Raw genomic sequence first — 17,547 nt, forward strand, 5'->3', positions numbered from 1 at the left:
CGGCGACGGATAAAAAGAGGACTTTCCTGTGTCCAGAAGCCATAGGCCGAACTTTCCCAAAAGCATGACTTTACGATCGAGGTCCGGGCGTTCTTTTTAAGTTCTTGCCGGACTTATGCTGTTCCCGAGCAGATTGGCGGACACGGAAACGGCTTGGCGGCCTCTCCAGGTTCCAACTGATGGGTGTATGTAATCGGCGTCCGTCACCCTTACAAGAGGTAACGGAATGGTGCCTCATTATTTTATGCGTTTGGCATTTCCATGGCAATCGTGACGCACTGTCGCAGGTTTGCCGGGCCTTCAAACGAAACGTGCGGGACCTAGGCCCCGCACGTGAAAAGCCTTCGGAAGGCCGGTGCTACTTCAGGGCTTCGTCCGTCACGGCATGTGTCCAGGCGCCTTCCGGCTCCTTGGAGATGACCGGGTCCGAACCGCCGGCGAGCAGCGAGGCGACGGTGCGCTTGTAGTCCGCCTCGTCGAGCGCGCCGTTGGAGCCGGCCGTCAGCTTGGCGACTTCGCCCATCATGCGCTTCTGGTGCGCCTCGGTCTGGGCGCCGGTCGAGTCGTTTTCGAGCACGATGTCGGCCGCCTCGTCCGGGTTTGCTTCCGCGTATTTCCAGCCCTTCATGGAGGCGCGCACGAACTTGACCATCTTCTCCTTGAAGGCCGGGTCGGCGAGCTTGTCTTCCAGCACGTAGAGGCCGTCTTCCAGCGTCGCGACGCCCTGGTCCTCATATTTGAAGGTAATCAGGTCCTCCGGCTTGATGCCGGCATCAAGCACCTGACCATATTCGTTGTAGGTCATGGTGGAGATGCAGGCGGCCTGCTTCTGGATCAGCGGGTCGACGTTGAAGCCCTGCTTGAGGACAGTCACGCCATCCGGGCCGCCATCGGTCGGGATCTTCAGGTGCGCCATCCAGGAGAGGAACGGATATTCATTGCCGAAGAACCAGACGCCGAGCGTCTTGCCCTTGAAGTTTTCCGGGCCGGTGACGCCGGATTCCTTGAGACATGTCAGCATCATGCCGGAAGACTTGAACGGCTGGGCGATGTTGACGAGCGGCACGCCCTTTTCGCGCGTGGCGAGCGCGGAAGGCATCCAGTCGACGACGACGTCGGCGCCGCCACCGGCGATCACCTGTGCAGGCGCGATATCCGGGCCGCCCGGCTTGATCTCGACGTCGAGGCCTTCTTCCTCATAAAAACCCTTGTCCTTGGCGACGTAATAGCCGGCGAACTGGGCCTGGGTGACCCATTTCAGCTGGAGCGTCACCTTGTCGGCGGCGTGCGCCTGGAACGCGGCAAGCGAGAAGGCGCTTGCCAAAAGCAGCGATGCGATCTTCGTTTTCATGTCAGTTCCCTCTTTCTTTTTGTTACGCCTGCCCACCACGGACAGACGGGTGCCAGAACGTGACGATCCGCTCGATGAGCGCGACCACCCCGTAGAAGGCGGAGCCAGCCACCGCGGCGACCGCGATTTCGGCCCAAACCATGTCGACATTCATGCGGCCCACTTCCGTGGAGATGCGAAAACCCATGCCGACGATGGGCGTTCCGAAGAATTCGGCGACGATCGCGCCGATCAGCGCGAGCGTGGAGTTGATCTTGAGCGCATTGAAGATGAACGGCCAGGCGGCGGGAAGACGCAGCTTCACCAGCGTCTGGAACCAGTCTGCCGCATAGGTGCGCATCAGGTCGCGCTCCATGTGGCTCGTCGCGGCAAGGCCGGAGACGGTGTTCACCAGCATGGGGAAGAAGGTCATGATGACGACGACCGCCACCTTCGACTGCCAGTCGAAGCCGAACCACATGACCATGATGGGGGCCACGCCGATGACCGGCAGCGCCGAGACGAAATTGCCGAGTGGCAGCAGGCCCTTCTGCAGGAAGGGCGAGCGATCGATGAGGATCGCGACGAGGAAGCCGAGGCCGCAGCCGAGCGCGTAGCCGACGAGCACGGACTTCAGAAAGGTCTGGCGGAAATCCGCCCAGAGCGTCGGCACGGAATTGATCAGCCGCACCCAGATCATGCTCGGTGGCGGCAGCAGCACCGAGGGCACGTTGAAGCCGCGGACGATGCCTTCCCACAGCACGAGGATGGTGGCGCCGAAGATCAGCGGCACGGCGATGCGCGCGGCGCGATCGGCGGCGGGGTTCACGAATTTCCGGCGCACCAGCCATTCATTGAAGGCCCAGGCGGCGAGCCAGAAGACGATGGCAGCGAGGAGGACGGAGAGGTTCATGTCCGTGCCCCCATGCGCTTGAGGACGCGCGTGTGGGCAATGCCGACGATGATGACGAGCAGCGCCGCGACAGCCGCCGCCATGAAGAGCGCCGCCCAGATCTGCACCGTCTGGCCGTAATAGGAGCCCGCCAGCAGGCGTGCGCCGAGGCCGGCGACGGCGCCGGTCGGCAGTTCGCCGACGATGGCGCCGACCAGCGAAATGGCGACCGCCACCTTCAGCGAGGTGAAGAGGTAGGGCATGGAGGCGGGCCAGCGCAGCTTCCAGAAGGTTTGCGCGGGCGAGGCATTGTAGGTGTGCATCAGGTCGAGCTGGATCTGCTCCGGGCTGCGCAGTCCCTTCACCATGCCGACGACGACGGGGAAGAAGGACAGGTAGGTCGAGATCAGCGCCTTCGGCATCAGGCCGGAAATGCCGACCGCGTTCAGCACCACGATGATCATCGGCGCGATGGCGAGGATGGGGATCGTCTGGCTGGCGATGACCCAGGGCATCAGCGAGCGGTCCATCGCGCGGTTGTGCACGATGCCGATCGCGAGCAGCACGCCGAGCACGGCGCCCATCGAGAAGCCGAGCAGCGTCGCCGAGAGCGTGATCCACGAATGATAGACGAGGCTGCGCTTGGAGGTGATCGCCTTGTTGACGGTCGTGTCCCACAGCTCGGCAAAGACCTGGTGCGGTGCCGGCAGCACCGGCCGCTCCTGCGCCATCGTCTTCGGCAGCAATTCCATGAAGCCGATCGTCCCGCCGGCGCGCGCCGCCTGGTCGCGCTCGAAGGGCGCGTTCAGCACGACGACGAAGACATACCAGAGCGCCAGAAGGGCAAGCAGCACGGTGCCGATGGGAAGCAGGCGGTCGCGGAGGAAGCTGGCCTGTTCCATGCTCAGCTCCTGGCCGGGGAGGGCATCAGCATGAGGCCCATGGCGACGATGCCGAGTGCCACGCCCGCTAGCTGGGTGCCGCTCAGCCGTTCGCCGAAGAACAGGAAGGCGATGATGTTGATGAGGAAAAGCTGGGTGATGGCCGACAGCGATACCGCAAGGCCAAGCCCGCCCTCGCGCATCAGCTTCAGCATCATCAGGTTGCCGACGATGTAGAGCGTCATGGAGAGCAGCAGGTAGAGTAGGTTCGTCGTGCCGATATAGGCGCGCGACGAGGTGGCGGCGCCGATGAAGACGGCGGTCGCGGCGAAGAGCCAGAGCACGTAGGGCAGCTTCATCAGGCGTGCTCCTCGTAGCTGTGGCCGGCGCGCAGGCCCTCGCGCACCCGGTGGGCGATTTCGAGGAATTCCGGCGTCTCGCGGATGTCGAGCGGCCGCTCCTTCGGCAGCGGCGATTCGATGATATCGGTGACGCGGCCGGGGCGGGGGCTCATCACGACGATCTTCGTCGAGAGATAGACGGCCTCGGGAATGGAGTGCGTGACGAAGCAGATCGTCTTGTTCGTGCGCGCCCAGAGTTCCAGGAGCTGTTCGTTGAGGTGGTCGCGCACGATCTCGTCGAGCGCGCCGAAGGGCTCGTCCATCAAAAGCAGGTCCGCATCGAAGGCGAGCGCGCGGGCGATCGACGCGCGCTGCTGCATGCCGCCGGAAAGCTGCCAGGGATATTTCTTCTCGAAACCGGAGAGGTTGACGAGATCGAGCGTGCGCGCGACGCGCGCCTTCTGTTCGTCGCGGGAATGGCCCATGATTTCCAGCGGAAGCGCGATGTTCTTCTCGATCGTGCGCCAGGGATAAAGTGCGGCCGCCTGGAAGACATAGCCATAGGCGCGGCGCCTGCGGGCTTCCTCCGGCGACATGCCGTTGATGGTGATCGTGCCGGAGGTCGGCTTTTCGAGATCCGCAATGACGCGCAGAAACGTGGTCTTGCCGCAGCCGGACGGGCCGATGAAGGAAACGAAATCGCCCTTTTCGACCGCGAGGTTGACGCCGGTCAGCGCGGTCACCGGGCCGTCGGCGGTCTGGAAGGTAAGGCCGAGCTCCTTGGCGGAAACGACGGTATCGGACAGGGATCGATCGGACATGCTGGTCATCTTTCGGCGCCCCTCACGGCGCGGTTTCCGGCAGACTGCATGTCCATTTCCAGCATTGCAATCGGCATTGTCTTCATTATCACTTTGGGCACGGAAATCTCACGGGGGACGAAACGATGGCGGTGGAATCGAAGGCCGAATGCCGGGTGGTGCGCCCGGGCAGCACCTATGACGGCAAGCAGGGGTTCAGCTATTTCGAGGGCATCGCCCGCGAGAGCGTCGGCGCGTCCGGCATCTGTATGCATCTCCTGACGATCCCGCCGGGCGGGCGGGCGAAGGCGCATATGCACGAGAGCCACGAGACGGCGATCTATATGCTCTCCGGCGAGGCGCATACCTGGTATGGCGAGCGGCTGGAAAACCATGTCATCGTCAAGGCGGGCGAGATGTTCTACATCCCCGCCGGCGTGCCGCATCTGCCCGCCAATCTCTCCGACCAGCCGGCCGCGGCGGTCATCGCTAGGACAGATCCCCACGAGCAGGAGAGCGTGGTGCTTCTGCCGCATCTCGAAGCGCTGGTTGCGGTTTAGGCCGCGGGGGAAGGCACCCCCCTCTGTCCTGCCGGACATCTCCCCCTCAAGGGGGGAGATCGGAAGACGGCACCGGTTTCCCGAAACGGCAACACTCCGCTCGCGGCAACCGACTTGTCTTCCATGAAGTGAGGAGTGCGCTCCCAGCCGATCTCCCCCCTTGGGGGGGAGATGTCCGGCAGGACAGAGGGGGGTATGTCTACGCCCTCCGACCGTCACTTTTCACACCGCATGATCGGCCCCCAGCGCGTGCCGTCCGGAAAGCTGATCGTGTAGCCGCCATTCTCCGGCGTCAGTGTCAGCTCGTGGGGCGTCGTCTCCTCGTAGCCTTCTTCATGGCACTCCGCAGGCACCACCGTGGCGCCGCCCACCTGTTTTGCCTCGCCCTTGAATTCGCAATAGGAGGCGGCCGTGGTGACGCCCTCCTTGTTCAAGAGGAAGAAGAAATCGGCGCCGGACGAATCGCCGGTCGCCGCATATTGGCAGCCTTCCTTGTTGCCGTAGGAACCGTCGACGATGTCGGCCGCCGCCACCGCCGGGCCGGCGAGAGCGGTGCCGAGAAGGAGGACGGGGAGCAGGCGGCCGGCGCGCATCAGACGCCGCTCGCCGGAATGCCGCTGCGCTCGACCTTGCGCGGCGCGGTGATTTCCTTCCACGTCGACAACGCCTTGTTGACCGCCGTGAAGGGTTCGCGCTTGACGAACTGGCCGTGGCCCTCGCGGGTTTTTACCGTGCTCTCCTCGATGGCGACGGCGCCACGCGTCAGCGTATAGCGCGGCAGGCCCACCACCTCCTTGCCCTCGAAGACGTTGTAGTCGATCGAGGATTGCTGGCTCTTGGCGGAGATGGTTTTCGAGCGCTTCGGGTCCCACACGACGATATCCGCATCGGCGCCGACGAGGATTGCCCCCTTCCTCGGATAGACGTTGAGGATCTTGGCGATGTTGGTCGAGGTGACGGCGACGAACTCGTTCATGGTGAGGCGGCCGGTGTTGACGCCATTGGTCCAGAGCATCGGCATGCGGTCTTCCAGGCCGCCGGTGCCGTTGGGGATCTTGCGGAAATCGCCGGCGCCGGTGCGCTTCTGGTCGGTGGTGAAGGCGCAATGGTCGGTCGCGACCACCTGCAGGGAGCCCGCGGCGAGGCCGGCCCAGAGCGAGTCCTGGTGCTGCTTGTTGCGAAAGGGCGGGCTCATGACGCGGCGCGCCGAATGGTCCCAGTCCTTGTTGAAATATTCGCTTTCGTCGAGCGTCAGGTGCTGGATCAGCGGCTCGCCATAGACGCGCATGCCGTTCTGCCGGGCGCGGCGGATGGCCTCGTGCGCCTGTTCGCAGGAGGTGTGAACCACATAGAGCGGCGCACCCGCCATGTCGGCGATGATGATGGCGCGGTTCGTCGCCTCGCCTTCGACGGAGGGCGGGCGCGAATAGGCGTGGCCTTCCGGTCCATTGTTGCCCTCGTCCATCAGCTTGGCCTGCATGGCGGCGACGACGTCGCCGTTTTCCGCATGCACCAGGGGGAGCGCGCCGAGTGCCGCACAGCGCTGGAACGAGGCGAACATCTCGTCGTCGTTCACCATCAAGGCACCCTTATAGGCCATGAAGTGTTTGAAGGTGTTGATGCCCTTCTCCTCGACGATGGCCTTCATCTCGTCGAACACCTGCTCGCCCCACCAGGTGACGGACATGTGGAAGGAATAGTCGCAGTTGGCGCGCGTCGACTTGTTGTCCCAGCGCTTCAGCGCGTCGAGCAGCGACTGGCCGGGATCGGGCAGGCAGAAATCGACCACCATGGTCGTGCCGCCGGCAAGGCCCGCGCGCGTGCCGCTCTCGAAATCATCGGCGGAATAGGTGCCCATGAAGGGCATTTCGAGATGCACATGCGGATCGATGCCGCCCGGCATGACATAACAGCCCGCCGCATCCAGCACCTCGTCGCCGGAAAGGTCCGGCCCGATCTCGACGATCTTCCCACCCTCGACCTTGACGTCCGCCTTGTAGGTGAGGTCGGCGGTGACAATGGTTCCGCCCTTGATGACTGTGCTCATTTTGGTTCGTTCCCTGTCTTGAATCGTTTGTGCACGCAAAGCGTGGGGCCGCCCGTCACGGATTACTCCGCAATCCCCGCCGTTTCGATCACCGCATGCAACAGCACATCGGCGCCGGCGGCCGCCCACTCCTTCGAGATGTCTTCCGCCTCGTTGTGCGAGAGACCGCCGACGCAGGGGCACATGATCATCGTGGACGGTGCCACCCGGGCGGTCCAGCAGGCGTCGTGGCCGGCGCCGGAGATGAGGTTCATGTGGCTGTAGCCGAGGTCTTCGGCGGCCTTGCGCACGGTTGCGACCAGCGTCGGGTCGAAGGTGACGGGGTCGAAATGGCCGACGGCCTCGACGGAACAGCTGACGCCGAGCGCTTCGCAGATCTTCGGCGCTTCAGCCTCGATGCGGGCACGCATGCCGTCCAGTTTCGCCTGGTCGGGCGAGCGGATGTCGACGGTGAAGACCACCTTGCCGGGCAGCACGTTGCGCGAATTCGGCGAGAAGAACACCTGGCCGACGCCACCGACGGCGCCCGGCTGGTTTTCCATGGCGACGGTCTGCACCATTTCGAGGATGCGCGACATGGCAAGCCCGGCATTGACGCGCATGGTCATCGGCGTCGAGCCGGTATGCGCCTCGCGGCCGGTCAGCGTGAATTCCAGCCACCACAGGCCCTGACAGTGGGTGACGACGCCGATGTCCTTACCTTCCGCTTCGAGGATCGGGCCTTGCTCGATGTGATATTCGAAATAGGCGTGCATCTTTCGCGCACCGACCTCTTCATCACCGACCCAGCCGATGCGCTTCAGCTCGTCGCCGAAGGTCTTTCCCTCCGGGTCCTTGCGGGCATAGGCGTAATCCTGGCTGTGCACGCCGGCGAAGACGCCGGAGGCGAGCATGGCGGGGGCGAAGCGCGCGCCTTCCTCGTTCGTCCAGTTGGTGACGACGATGGGGTGCTTTGTCCTGATGCCGAGATCGTTCAGCGAGCGTACGACTTCGAGGCCGGCGAGCACGCCGAGCACGCCGTCATATTTGCCGCCGGTCGGCTGGGTGTCGAGATGCGAGCCGATATAGACGGGCAGCGCGTCCGGGTCCGTGCCCTCGCGCGTCATGAACATGTTGCCCATCGTGTCGACGCCCATGGCGAGGCCTGCGTCATCGCACCAGGCCTGGAACAGGCGGCGGCCTTCGGCGTCGGAATCGGTCAGCGTCTGGCGATTGTTGCCGCCGGCAATGCCGGGGCCGATCTTCGCCATGTCCATGAGGGAATCCCACAGGCGGTCCGCGTTGACACGCATGTTCTCGCCGGGTGCGGCCATGTCCTATGCTCCCACGTCTTCGGGCTTTTGCAGCCCCATTTCGTTCCCACCGGCTGGCGGCGCCCTTGTTGTTTTCGCGCCTTCCGATCAGCAGTTGCCTTTACTTGATAACTGTCTGATAATTTGACCGGTTGGTAAACATTACAGCTTCCGTTGTGGCACTCAAGCCGAAAAACCAAAAAGCATATGGGTGCGCCCAAGAAAATGGCGGCTGGTTAAACTGGTGAATTTGGCGGCACTTTTCCGGATCGACGGTCAAGGCCGGGGGGAGCACGATGGCATTACCGAGGGCGGCCAGGACACAGCGGCGCACGCGCATCCAGGAGGCGAAGGAGGAGCAGATCCTCGAGGCGGCGCTGGAGGTGTTTTCGCTCCACGGCTTTCGCGGTGCGACCGTCGACCAGATCGCCGAAGTGGCCGGCATGTCGAAGCCGAACCTGCTCTATTATTTCCGCACCAAGGAGGCCATGCATCGGGCGCTGATCACCCGCGTGCTCGATACCTGGCTTGATCCGCTGCGCGAATTCGATGCAGAGGGCAATCCGGTCTCGGAAATCCGCAGCTACATTCGCCGCAAGCTGGAAATGGCGCGGGATTTCCCGCGCGAAAGCCGGCTTTTCGCAAACGAGATTTTGCAAGGCGCGCCGAACATCGAGGATGAGTTGAAGGGGCCGCTGAAGTCACTCGTCGACGAGAAGGCGGAGGTCATTCGCGTCTGGGCGAAGGCGGGCAAGATCGCCAAATGCGACCCCTATCACCTGATCTTCTCGATCTGGTCCACGACCCAGCACTATGCCGACTTCGATGTGCAGGTGCGCGCGGTGCTTGGACAGGATCAGGCCGGCGACGGGCGGTTCGAGGATGCGGCGCGCTTCCTCGAACAGCTTTTTCTCACCGGGCTGCATGTCAGCGAGCAGCCGGCCTAGTTTCCTTTGCGGGCTCCGCTTTCGGCGGGCCGAACAGGCTGGCGGCGATCTCCTCGCGTTCGCGCCAGAGGGCGGGCAGGGCGAGAAGCGCAATGCCGGTGACGGCGATCATCGTCTTTGTGAGCTGCGACAATTCGGGCGAGCGACCATCAGCGTAATAGACCGCGTAGACGATGGCGACATGCCAGACATAAACCTGCAGCGAATGGCGGCCGAGCAGGCGCAGGAAGCGGAGCGTGAACACGGCGGTGACGCCACCCGCCAGCTTGCGGACCCAAAGATTGTGGTGTTTCGGGCCGGCGATCAGCAACCAGGTGAGGCCGATTGCGACGGCCGCGAAGTTGATGAGGTAGACGGGGCCGAAATCCGCGCGGATTTCCATCGTCGCGAACTTGTCGAGCACGGATTGCGGCAGCAGGTCCCAGGCCGTGACGATGCGCAGCGGCAGGAAGAACAGGCAGATGGCAAGTGCGGCCTTCGGTAGCAACGTCTTTTCCGGCGAGAAGATGCGCTCCCAGTCGATCTTGTTCTGCGCCGTCAGCGCGCCGATCACCAGAGCGGAGAAGAACACGATCTGCCAGCCGAGCAGGTTGAAGCTCGTGCGGATGCCTTGGCCATCCGAGCCGGTGAAGAAGGTGTGAAGCGGATCGGTGATGAAGCGTTGCAGGCCGAGCTGTGCCGCCATCCAGACGATCAGCGAACCCGCCAGCACATGCGCCCACTTCCCGCGCAGGCATAGCCAGACGAGCGGCGGCGCGAAGAGCATGTAGACGATATATTGCGGCAGGATATCCATGAAGGTCGGCTGGAACAGGAAGGTGGCGATCGCCACCAGCCTCAGCGGCTCATCGAAATTCGTGGTGCCGAGCCAGTTGTACCAGAGCCGGTAGGCATCGGGCAGCACCATCTGGACGACGAGAATGACCATCACCGTGCCCATGGCGTAGCGGTAGAGTTCGAAGGCGCGGTTGCGGATGAGCTGGCGGCCGGTGTCATAGCCGTATTTCAGCATCTTGCGGGCATAGACCATGCCGATCAGCAGGCCGGAGAGGAAGACGAAGCCCTGGGCGTCCTCGACAAAGGCGAACTGACGGTGGTTGACCTCCATCATCCAGTAGCCGCCGACGAAGATCAGGTGGTTGATGAGCATGAAGACGAGGAAGTACCCCCGCATGCCATCTATGATGTCAAACCGCTTCAAAATATGCGCTCCGTCATTATTATCCGTGCGCCCCAACGGGGCCCGAACGCATGAGACGGAAGATCGTTCCCAGAAAAATCAGTCGGGCAGGAAAGCCATCAAGGCGAGGCCGCAGGCCGTGATGAGCGCGCCGAGGGCGACCTGTGGGCTCGCCCAGCCGTGGCCGAGAAGGCCTTCGAGCAGGATGATGAAGCTCGGCGTCAGGTAACCGTAGCCGAGCACCTTCGAGGCCGGCAGGCGCATCGAGGCATATTGCAGCAGCAGGAAGGTGCCGGCTGTCGTGACGACCGCGAGATAGGTGACGGCGGCATAGACGGCGAGCGGCAGCGCGGAAAAATCCGTCTCGACAAGGCCGCGTATGCCCGGCGGTATCAGCCAGAGAGCGGCACCCACAGTGACCCAGAAACCGAAGGCGACGGCGGGTTCGCCGCGGTCGAAGCGGCGGATCAGCGGCACGTAGAGCGCGTGGCAGATGACGCCGGCAAAGAAGATCATCTCGCCGGTGCCCACGTCGAAGGCGAGGATGGCGTCGATATTGCCGCGGAAGATGACCCAGACCGCACCCGCGGCGGCAATGAGCAGGCCGGCGAGCACACCCGGCCGTGTCCGCTGGCCCAGCACCGGCAGCGCGAAGCCGGCGCTCATCAGTGGCATCAGGGTGAAGACGGCGCCGGTGGCGATGGGGCTGGTGAACTCCAGCGCCCAGAACATGGTCAGCATGTAGAGCGCGATCAGGCCGCCGAGCAGGAGAAAGCGCCACGCCTGTTTCGGCAGGGCGAGCGGAACCTTGAAGACGCCAAAGGCGAGGGCGGCCATGACGACGATCGTCATGAGGTAGCGCCAGAGCGTCAACGGCTCGGCCTCCATGGTGCGCGCCGCGAGCCCGCCGAAGGAGAAGGACCCGGCGATCAGCACCGCGAAGAGCAGCATGGCGATATGGCCTTTGAGCTTTTCGCGGCCTGTGGCATGAACACTGAGGCCCGCCCGGGCCGGCATACGCTTCGTCAAGAAAATGATCCTATGGTCTCGCCTGCGGCACGGTCATAGACCGCGTTGCCGTTCTGCGCCACTCCACACAGGATTGCCGCAATTCTCGCCCAAATCCGACGGCACAGAAGAGGACATGCAATGACGTCAGCCATCGGCTTCAAGGACACGGACCGCAAGACGAGCGAGTTGCTCGAGGACATCATCAACGCGATCAAGGGCGAGCACATTACGCTGCGCGACCTGCTGTCGATGATGGGCGAAAGCGGCCTGCTGCTGCTCTGCGCCTTCCTGTCGCTGCCGTTCCTGTTTCCGGTCTCCATTCCCGGCGTTTCGACGGTGTTCGGCGCCGGCATCGTGCTGATCAGCGCCGCGATCACGCTGAACCGGCTGCCCTGGCTGCCGCAAAAGGTCGCCGACCGCCGGCTGGAAAGCGGCAAGCTGCGCCCGGTGCTGGAGCGCGGCGTCAAGTTCCTGCGCAAGATCGACCGGTTCTTCAAGCCGCGTCTGATCGGGCTTACCTCCGGCGCGGTGATGAACCGCGTCAACGGTCTGGTGCTCATGGGTGCGGGTCTCCTGCTCATGGCGCCGCTTGGCCTCATTCCCTTCTCCAACACGCTGCCCGGCGTCGCCATCCTGCTGCTCGCCGCCGGCATCTCGCAGCGCGACGGGCTGGTCGTGCTGGGCGGCTACGTGATGGTCGTTCTGACGATCGTCTATTTCGCCGGGCTGGCGCTGCTGGCTTACAGCGCGGGGCAGAGTTTCAGCCTCTTCGGGTGAGTTCCGGCTATGACTAAATCGGCAGCACGGCGTCGGGCTTTACGTCTCCCACCGATGCGTAGGTGTGGGTCTCCCTGACACCGGGCAAAGGCAATATCACCCGCTCCAGAAAGTCCTGAAACAGCGACATGTCGGCAATTCTCGCTTTCACGAGATAGTCGAAGCCGCCGATGACCATGTGGCATTCCAGCACTTCCGGCGCCTTCGAGATCGCATCGGAAAACCGCTCGAAAATATGCGGTGCCGTGTGGTCGAGGCGGACCTGTATGAACACCACCGTGCCGCGGCCGATCTTCTTTGGGTCGAGGACCGCCCTGACGGCTTTGATATAACCCTCGCGAAACAGGCGCTTGACGCGCTGGCTGGCACCGGTCGGCGACAGGCCGACCCGGTTCGCCAGTTCGAGCGTGGTGCGGCGGCCGTCTTCCTGAAGCAGCCTCAGCAGGCTGCGATCGATCGTGTCGAGATCGGCGAGTTCATGATTCACGCTATATCGTCCCACAGATGGTGATTTTCACTTTGGATACAGGAATTCAGTATATTTAGCCACGCACGACTGAGCAATAGCATGTGATTGTCACGGGCCAAGGCCCGTCCCGCCACGAGGGAGGCAAACGTGCATATCGCGACGATCGGAGACAATGCCGGCAGCAGGCGGCTGGCCATTCTGGCGGGCATTGTGTTCGTTGCGATCACCACCATCCAGTTCGTTGCCGCCCGTTTCAGCCTGCGCGAACACCTGACGGCGGCCGATATTGTGGGCTTGCGATTTCTCGGTGCCGCTTTCGTCTTTTTGCCGGTGTTATGGATGACCGGCACCGGAAAACTGAGGGCGCTCGGCTGGCGGAAGGCCGTTCCCTTGGCCATTTTGACCGGGTTGCCCTATCCGCTGATCATCAATCAGGGGCTTGCATATGCGCCGGCGAGCCACGCCGCCGCCCTGTCGCCCGCCTCCATTCTGTTCTTCTCCTTCCTGTTCTCGCGCATCGTGTTCAAGGACAAGGTTTCCGGCGCGCGCATGGTCGGCATTGTCGCGGTCATCGTCGGCTTGCTGCTGTTCGTTTTCCACGCAGGCGCCGTCGCAGGCGACACGTTGCGCGGCGATCTGCTGTTTGCCGGATCGGGAATCATGTTTGCGGTCTATGCGGTGCTGGTGAGGCTCTGGTCGCTTGAGGCGGTGACCACGACGATCGCCGTCGTCCTCTTTTCCTGCCTGCCGCTTCCCTTGCTACATGCCCTGGCGCCGAGCGGACTGGCAACGGCATCCATGGCCGAGATCGCCACACAACTGGTGATCCAGGGGTTTCTTGCCGGTGCGGTTGCGGTGGTGCTCTATACCTACGTGGTTCGTCAGCTCGGCCCGCAACAGGCTTCGCTGTTCATGCCGTGCATTCCGGTGGCGACGGCGGTGGCCGGCATGGCGGTGCTCGGTGAAACACTGACGCCTTTCCAGATCATCGCAATCGCCAGCATAACATTCGGAATGGTCTTCCCGATCTTGAGAAAACGCTGACGTCCCTACCACAAGCATCGATCGCAGAACGCGAAGTCCTGCGATCGATCCGTGGCAGAAGGTTACTCCGCGGCCTGCTTGGCCATCGGGTTGTTCGGGTGGGTCGTCCAGTTGGCATAATTCGGGTCGACGGGCTTGCCGGTGCGCTGGTCGAGTACGCCGGGTTCGAGGCCGACCATGGTGATGCAGTTTTCGACCGGGCAGACGTTGACGCAGAGGTTGCAGCCGACGCACTCGTCTTCCATCACCTCGAAGTGCCTGACGCCATTGACGAACTGCGTGATCGCCTGGTGCGAGGTGTCCTCGCAGGCGATGTGGCAGCGGCCGCATTTGATGCAGGCGTCCTGGTCGATCTTGGCCTTGGCGATGTAGTTGAGGTTGAGATACTGCCAGTCGGTGACGTTGGGCACGGCGCGGCCGCAGATGTCGTCCAGGTCGCGGTGGCCCTTGGCGTCCATCCAGGAGGACAGGCCGGTGATCATCTCCTGCACGATCTTGAAGCCGTAGGTCATCGCCGCCGTGCAGACCTGCACGTTGCCGCTGCCGAGAACAAGGAATTCCGCCGCGTCGCGCCACGTCGTGATGCCGCCGATGCCGGAGATCGGCATGCCGTAGGTTTCCGGATCGCGGGCGATCTCGGCCACCATGTTGAGGGCGATCGGCTTCACCGCCGGGCCGCAATAGCCGCCATGGGTGCCCTTGCCGCCGACCGTCGGGTTCGGCGCGAAATTGTCGAGGTCGACGGAGACGATCGAATTGATCGTGTTGATCAGCGACACGGCATCGGTGCCGCCGGCCTTGGCGGCGCGGGCGGGCTTGCGGATGTCGGTGATATTCGGCGTCAGCTTGGTGATGACGGGCATGCGCGTGTACTGCTTGCACCAGCGCACGACCATTTCGATATATTCCGGCACCTGACCGACGGCGGCACCCATCCCGCGCTCGGACATGCCGTGCGGACAGCCGAAGTTGAGCTCGATACCGTCGGCACCGGTTTCTTCCACCAGCGGCAGGATCGCCTTCCAGCTCTCCTCCTCGCAGGGCACCATGATCGAGGCGATCAGCGCCCGGTCCGGCCAGTTCATCTTGACCTGCTTCATCTCGCGCAGGTTGGTGTAGAGGTCGCGGTCGGTGATGAGCTCGATATTGTTCAGGCCGAGCAGGCGACGGTCGGCGCCCCAGATCGCGCCGTAGCGCGGGCCGTTGACGTTGACGACCGGCGGGCCTTCCTCGCCGAGCGTCTTCCAGACCACGCCGCCCCAGCCGGCTTTAAAAGCCCGCTCCACGTTATAGGCCTTGTCGGTCGGTGGCGCGGAGGCGAGCCAGAACGGGTTGGGCGACTTGATGCCGACGAAGTTGTTGCGAAGATCAGCCATGTCTCATCTCCCTCAAGCGACGGCAAAGGCGGGCTGCGCACCGGCGGCCAGCATGCGGTTGATCGAATCGGCGGCATCGCGGCCTTGCGCCACGGAGGTGACCGTCAGGTCCTCGCCGGCCTTCACGCAGTCGCCGCCCGCCCAGACATTGGCGGTGGAGGTGCGGCCTTCGGAATCCACGACGATACGCCCGCCGCTCATCGCCAGCGAACCGAGGCCGGAGGCCTCGAAGGTCTGGCCGATCGCCTTGAAGATCTGGTCGGCGGCGAGAACGCCGGTCTCGCCGGTGCCGGTAAGCGCGCCGTCGCGCATCTCGGTATATTCCACCTCGATGCCGGCGACATGGCCGTCCTTGGCGATGACGCGCTTCGGCTGGAGCCAGTGGCGGATCATCACGCCCTTGGAGGCGGCGAGGTCCTGCTCGAATTCGGAGGCGTTCATGTGCTCCTTGCCGCGGCGGTAGCAGATGGTCACTTCCTCCGCGCCGAGCAGCTTCGCCTGTACGGCGGCGTCCACCGCCGTCATGCCGCCGCCGATGACGACGACGCGGCGGCCGACGGGAATGGCGGCCTTGTCTTCGGCCTGGCGCAGTTCCGCGATGAAATCGACGGCGTCGACGACGCCCGGAAGCGTCTCGCCCTCGGCGCGCAAGGCGTTGACGCCAGCAAGGCCCATGCCGAGGAAGACGGCGTCGAAATTGGCGGTGAGGTCGGCGAGCGAGAAATCGCGGCCGAGCTTCAGGCCGTTCTTCACCTCGATGCCGCCGATCGCCAGCACGTAGTCGACTTCCTTCTGCGCGAAATCGTCGACCGCCTTGTAGGTGGCGATGCCGTATTCGTTCAGGCCACCGGCCTTTTCGCGTGCATCGAAGACGACGACGTCATGGCCGTTCATGGCGAGGCGGTGGGCGGCTGCGAGGCCTGCCGGGCCGGCGCCGACGACGGCGATCGCCTTGCCGGTGCGCGCGGCGCGCTCATAAAAATGCTTGTTCTCCGTCATCGCGACGTCGGTGGCGTAGCGTTGCAGGCGGCCGATCTCGACGGGGCGGTGTTCGGCGGTGTTGCGCACGCAGGCCTGTTCGCAGAGCGTCTCGGTGGGACAGACGCGGGCGCACATGCCGCCGAGGATGTTCTGGTCGAAGATGGTCTTCGCCGAGCCGATCGGGTTGCCGGTCGAGATCTGGCGGATGAACAGCGGAATGTCGATGGAGGTGGGACAGGCCGTCATGCACGGCGCGTCATGACAGAAGTAGCAGCGGTCTGCCGCGACCAGCGCCTCGTGGTCGTCGAGGCGCGGATGGAGGTCGGAAAAGTTCGTCTCGTATTCGGCGGGCGCAAGTCGCCCCCGATGGATCCCAGATTGCGTCGTTCCCATGTTATTCTCCCATTCGCGTGGGCTTTTGAATGACAGAACGGTAACTCAGGTTTATTTTTTTATCAAACGGTAAAATTTACGAAGAAATGCCGGTTTCTCAGGCGGTCCAGCGCATAAAAACATGAGATTTTAAGTTATGTTTTCAGCGCATTGCTGGTAATGCGTGCCGGAGGCTGTCCCTGCTGCGGCATCATGTGACGTTTGACAGAGGGCGTGAAAAGATGCAGCAAATCGTTTGAAACAATCGGGGAAAACCATGGCGAAGCGGACGGAGACAGCCGGGCGGCTGGACGATGCGGCGAGGGCTGGCTGGCTCTATTACGTCGCGGGCCGCACGCAGGACGAGATCGCGTCCGCCATGGGCATTTCCCGCCAGTCGGCGCAGCGCCTCGTGTCGCTCGCCGTCGCCGAGCGCCTGATCAAGGTGCGGCTCGATCATCCGATCGCCGAATGCCTGGAACTCGGCGAAGCGCTGCGCAAGAAATTCGGCCTGGTACATGTCGATATCGTGCCGAGCGATCCGGGCTCCTCCTCCACGACGATCGGCATTGCGGAGGCGGGGGCGGCGGAAATCGAGCGCTGGCTGAAGAAGACCGATCCGATCGTGCTGGCTGTCGGCACTGGGCGTACGCTGAAGGCGGCGATCGACCAGCTGCCGACGATGGAATGTCCGCAGCACCGCATCATGTCCTTGACGGGCAATATCGGGCCGGACGGTTCGGCCGCCTATTACAACGTCATCTTCTCCATGGCCGATGCGGTGAAGGCGCGGCACTATCCGATGCCGCTGCCGGTGCTCGTCTCCTCCACCGAGGAGCGCGACCTGCTGCACAAGCAGAGCCTCGTGCAGTCCACCTTGCGGCTCGGCCGCGAGGCGGATGTTGCCTTCGTCGGTATCGGCGAGCTCGGCGCGGATGCACCGCTCTGCCTCGACGGCTTCCTCGATCCGGAGGAGATGGCGCGGCTGATGGAGGAGGGCGCCGCGGGCGAGATCTGCGGCTGGATGTTCGACCGCGACGGCAAGCTGCTCGAAGGCAGCATCAACGAGCGCGTCGCCTCCGTGCCGCTGCCGCCGCGCGAGACGACGACGGTGATCGGGCTTGCCAAGGGCAAGCGCAAGCATCTCGCCCTGCTTTCGGCGCTGCGCGGCGGCATGATCAACGGTGTCATCACCGATGAGTCGACCGCGCGCCACCTGCTTTCGGCCTGAGCCGACCGGGTCTCCA

General features: G+C 63.6%; 18 protein-coding genes. 5 read left to right on the forward strand and 13 right to left on the reverse strand.

Features of this window, described 5'->3' with window-relative positions; translation table 11 throughout:
- Positions 1-358: 358 nt before the first annotated feature.
- Genes GB927_RS30940 through GB927_RS30960 form a run of 5 tightly spaced genes read right to left on the reverse strand, consistent with a single transcriptional unit; the run spans position 359 to position 4,265 of the window.
- Positions 359-1,351 carry an ABC transporter substrate-binding protein gene (locus GB927_RS30940; RefSeq protein WP_256121081.1) on the reverse strand — a complete coding sequence of 331 codons (993 nt, stop codon included), beginning with the start codon at positions 1,349-1,351 and terminating at the stop codon, positions 359-361.
- Between the two features lie 22 nt (positions 1,352-1,373).
- Positions 1,374-2,243 carry an ABC transporter permease gene (locus GB927_RS30945; RefSeq protein ID WP_256121082.1) on the reverse strand — a complete coding sequence of 290 codons (870 nt, stop codon included), beginning with the start codon at positions 2,241-2,243 and terminating at the stop codon, positions 1,374-1,376.
- The gene (locus GB927_RS30950) at positions 2,240-3,124 is read right to left on the reverse strand and encodes an ABC transporter permease (protein ID WP_256121083.1); all 885 of its coding nucleotides are present in this window, start codon (positions 3,122-3,124) and stop codon (positions 2,240-2,242) included. Before GB927_RS30950 ends, GB927_RS30945 begins: the two co-directional genes overlap by 4 nt.
- A gap of 2 nt (positions 3,125-3,126) precedes the next feature.
- Positions 3,127-3,462, reverse strand: a complete 336-nt coding sequence (locus tag GB927_RS30955) for a hypothetical protein (protein WP_256121084.1) — start codon at positions 3,460-3,462, stop codon at positions 3,127-3,129.
- On the reverse strand, positions 3,462-4,265 hold the full coding sequence (locus GB927_RS30960; protein ID WP_256121085.1) for an ABC transporter ATP-binding protein: 804 nt from the start codon (positions 4,263-4,265) through the stop codon (positions 3,462-3,464). Before GB927_RS30960 ends, GB927_RS30955 begins: the two co-directional genes overlap by 1 nt.
- 125 nt (positions 4,266-4,390) lie before the next feature.
- Between GB927_RS30960 and GB927_RS30965 the strand changes: the two genes are divergently transcribed.
- The gene (locus tag GB927_RS30965; RefSeq protein WP_256121086.1) at positions 4,391-4,804 is read left to right on the forward strand and encodes a cupin domain-containing protein; all 414 of its coding nucleotides are present in this window, start codon (positions 4,391-4,393) and stop codon (positions 4,802-4,804) included.
- A 215-nt stretch (positions 4,805-5,019) separates the two neighbouring features.
- Here GB927_RS30965 and GB927_RS30970 read toward each other — a convergent pair whose 3' ends face one another.
- The 3 genes from GB927_RS30970 to GB927_RS30980 form a co-directional block, all read right to left on the reverse strand.
- Complete coding sequence (locus tag GB927_RS30970) at positions 5,020-5,397, reverse strand: hypothetical protein (RefSeq protein WP_256121087.1); 378 nt, start codon at positions 5,395-5,397, stop codon at positions 5,020-5,022.
- Positions 5,397-6,851 carry a dihydropyrimidinase gene (gene hydA / locus GB927_RS30975; RefSeq protein ID WP_256121088.1) on the reverse strand — a complete coding sequence of 485 codons (1,455 nt, stop codon included), beginning with the start codon at positions 6,849-6,851 and terminating at the stop codon, positions 5,397-5,399. The genes GB927_RS30970 and hydA overlap by 1 nt, the downstream gene beginning before the upstream one ends.
- A 62-nt stretch (positions 6,852-6,913) precedes the next feature.
- Positions 6,914-8,164 carry a Zn-dependent hydrolase gene (locus GB927_RS30980; RefSeq protein ID WP_256121089.1) on the reverse strand — a complete coding sequence of 417 codons (1,251 nt, stop codon included), beginning with the start codon at positions 8,162-8,164 and terminating at the stop codon, positions 6,914-6,916.
- A 275-nt stretch (positions 8,165-8,439) separates the two neighbouring features.
- Between GB927_RS30980 and GB927_RS30985 the strand changes: the two genes are divergently transcribed.
- On the forward strand, positions 8,440-9,090 hold the full coding sequence (locus GB927_RS30985; RefSeq protein WP_256121090.1) for a TetR family transcriptional regulator C-terminal domain-containing protein: 651 nt from the start codon (positions 8,440-8,442) through the stop codon (positions 9,088-9,090).
- Here the strand turns inward: GB927_RS30985 and GB927_RS30990 are convergent.
- Both GB927_RS30990 and GB927_RS30995 read right to left on the reverse strand, forming a co-directional pair.
- Positions 9,071-10,291, reverse strand: coding sequence for an OpgC family protein (locus GB927_RS30990; protein ID WP_256121091.1), 1,221 nt, complete (start codon positions 10,289-10,291; stop codon positions 9,071-9,073). The two genes, GB927_RS30985 and GB927_RS30990, sit on opposite strands and share 20 nt — an antisense overlap.
- 78 nt (positions 10,292-10,369) lie before the next feature.
- The gene (locus GB927_RS30995; RefSeq protein ID WP_256121092.1) at positions 10,370-11,299 is read right to left on the reverse strand and encodes a DMT family transporter; all 930 of its coding nucleotides are present in this window, start codon (positions 11,297-11,299) and stop codon (positions 10,370-10,372) included.
- A gap of 120 nt (positions 11,300-11,419) precedes the next feature.
- Between GB927_RS30995 and GB927_RS31000 the strand changes: the two genes are divergently transcribed.
- On the forward strand, positions 11,420-12,058 hold the full coding sequence (locus GB927_RS31000) for an exopolysaccharide biosynthesis protein (protein ID WP_256121093.1): 639 nt from the start codon (positions 11,420-11,422) through the stop codon (positions 12,056-12,058).
- A gap of 13 nt (positions 12,059-12,071) precedes the next feature.
- On the opposite strand, the gene GB927_RS31005 is transcribed toward GB927_RS31000, so the two are convergent.
- Complete coding sequence (locus GB927_RS31005; protein ID WP_256121094.1) at positions 12,072-12,545, reverse strand: Lrp/AsnC family transcriptional regulator; 474 nt, start codon at positions 12,543-12,545, stop codon at positions 12,072-12,074.
- A gap of 129 nt (positions 12,546-12,674) precedes the next feature.
- Here GB927_RS31005 and GB927_RS31010 point away from each other — a divergent pair, with 129 nt between their 5' ends.
- Positions 12,675-13,571: a DMT family transporter gene (locus GB927_RS31010; RefSeq protein WP_256121095.1), complete on the forward strand. Its 897-nt coding sequence runs from the start codon at positions 12,675-12,677 to the stop codon at positions 13,569-13,571.
- A gap of 62 nt (positions 13,572-13,633) precedes the next feature.
- On the opposite strand, the gene preA is transcribed toward GB927_RS31010, so the two are convergent.
- Positions 13,634-14,947: an NAD-dependent dihydropyrimidine dehydrogenase subunit PreA gene (preA, locus tag GB927_RS31015; RefSeq protein WP_256121096.1), complete on the reverse strand. Its 1,314-nt coding sequence runs from the start codon at positions 14,945-14,947 to the stop codon at positions 13,634-13,636.
- A gap of 12 nt (positions 14,948-14,959) precedes the next feature.
- Positions 14,960-16,321 carry an NAD(P)-dependent oxidoreductase gene (locus tag GB927_RS31020; RefSeq protein WP_256121097.1) on the reverse strand — a complete coding sequence of 454 codons (1,362 nt, stop codon included), beginning with the start codon at positions 16,319-16,321 and terminating at the stop codon, positions 14,960-14,962.
- A 256-nt stretch (positions 16,322-16,577) separates the two neighbouring features.
- Here GB927_RS31020 and GB927_RS31025 point away from each other — a divergent pair, with 256 nt between their 5' ends.
- Positions 16,578-17,531, forward strand: coding sequence for a sugar-binding transcriptional regulator (locus GB927_RS31025; protein ID WP_256121098.1), 954 nt, complete (start codon positions 16,578-16,580; stop codon positions 17,529-17,531).
- Positions 17,532-17,547 lie beyond the last annotated feature (16 nt).

Origin of the sequence: Shinella lacus (genome assembly GCF_010994755.1) — a bacterium.
Lineage (GTDB): Bacteria > Pseudomonadota > Alphaproteobacteria > Rhizobiales > Rhizobiaceae > Shinella > Shinella lacus.

Bases quoted from the DNA above. Each gene is read 5' to 3' on its own strand.
- GB927_RS30940 (WP_256121081.1), bottom strand. From the start codon at position 1,351: ATGAAAACGAAGATCGCATCGCTGCTTTTGGCAAGCGCCTTCTCGCTT.
- GB927_RS30945 (WP_256121082.1), bottom strand. From the start codon at position 2,243: ATGAACCTCTCCGTCCTCCTCGCTGCCATCGTCTTCTGGCTCGCCGCC.
- GB927_RS30950 (WP_256121083.1), bottom strand. From the start codon at position 3,124: ATGGAACAGGCCAGCTTCCTCCGCGACCGCCTGCTTCCCATCGGCACC.
- GB927_RS30955 (WP_256121084.1), bottom strand. From the start codon at position 3,462: ATGAAGCTGCCCTACGTGCTCTGGCTCTTCGCCGCGACCGCCGTCTTC.
- GB927_RS30960 (WP_256121085.1), bottom strand. From the start codon at position 4,265: ATGTCCGATCGATCCCTGTCCGATACCGTCGTTTCCGCCAAGGAGCTC.
- GB927_RS30965 (WP_256121086.1), top strand. From the start codon at position 4,391: ATGGCGGTGGAATCGAAGGCCGAATGCCGGGTGGTGCGCCCGGGCAGC.
- GB927_RS30970 (WP_256121087.1), bottom strand. From the start codon at position 5,397: ATGCGCGCCGGCCGCCTGCTCCCCGTCCTCCTTCTCGGCACCGCTCTC.
- hydA (WP_256121088.1), bottom strand. From the start codon at position 6,851: ATGAGCACAGTCATCAAGGGCGGAACCATTGTCACCGCCGACCTCACC.
- GB927_RS30980 (WP_256121089.1), bottom strand. From the start codon at position 8,164: ATGGCCGCACCCGGCGAGAACATGCGTGTCAACGCGGACCGCCTGTGG.
- GB927_RS30985 (WP_256121090.1), top strand. From the start codon at position 8,440: ATGGCATTACCGAGGGCGGCCAGGACACAGCGGCGCACGCGCATCCAG.
- GB927_RS31000 (WP_256121093.1), top strand. From the start codon at position 11,420: ATGACGTCAGCCATCGGCTTCAAGGACACGGACCGCAAGACGAGCGAG.
- preA (WP_256121096.1), bottom strand. From the start codon at position 14,947: ATGGCTGATCTTCGCAACAACTTCGTCGGCATCAAGTCGCCCAACCCG.
- GB927_RS31020 (WP_256121097.1), bottom strand. From the start codon at position 16,321: ATGGGAACGACGCAATCTGGGATCCATCGGGGGCGACTTGCGCCCGCC.
- GB927_RS31025 (WP_256121098.1), top strand. From the start codon at position 16,578: ATGGCGAAGCGGACGGAGACAGCCGGGCGGCTGGACGATGCGGCGAGG.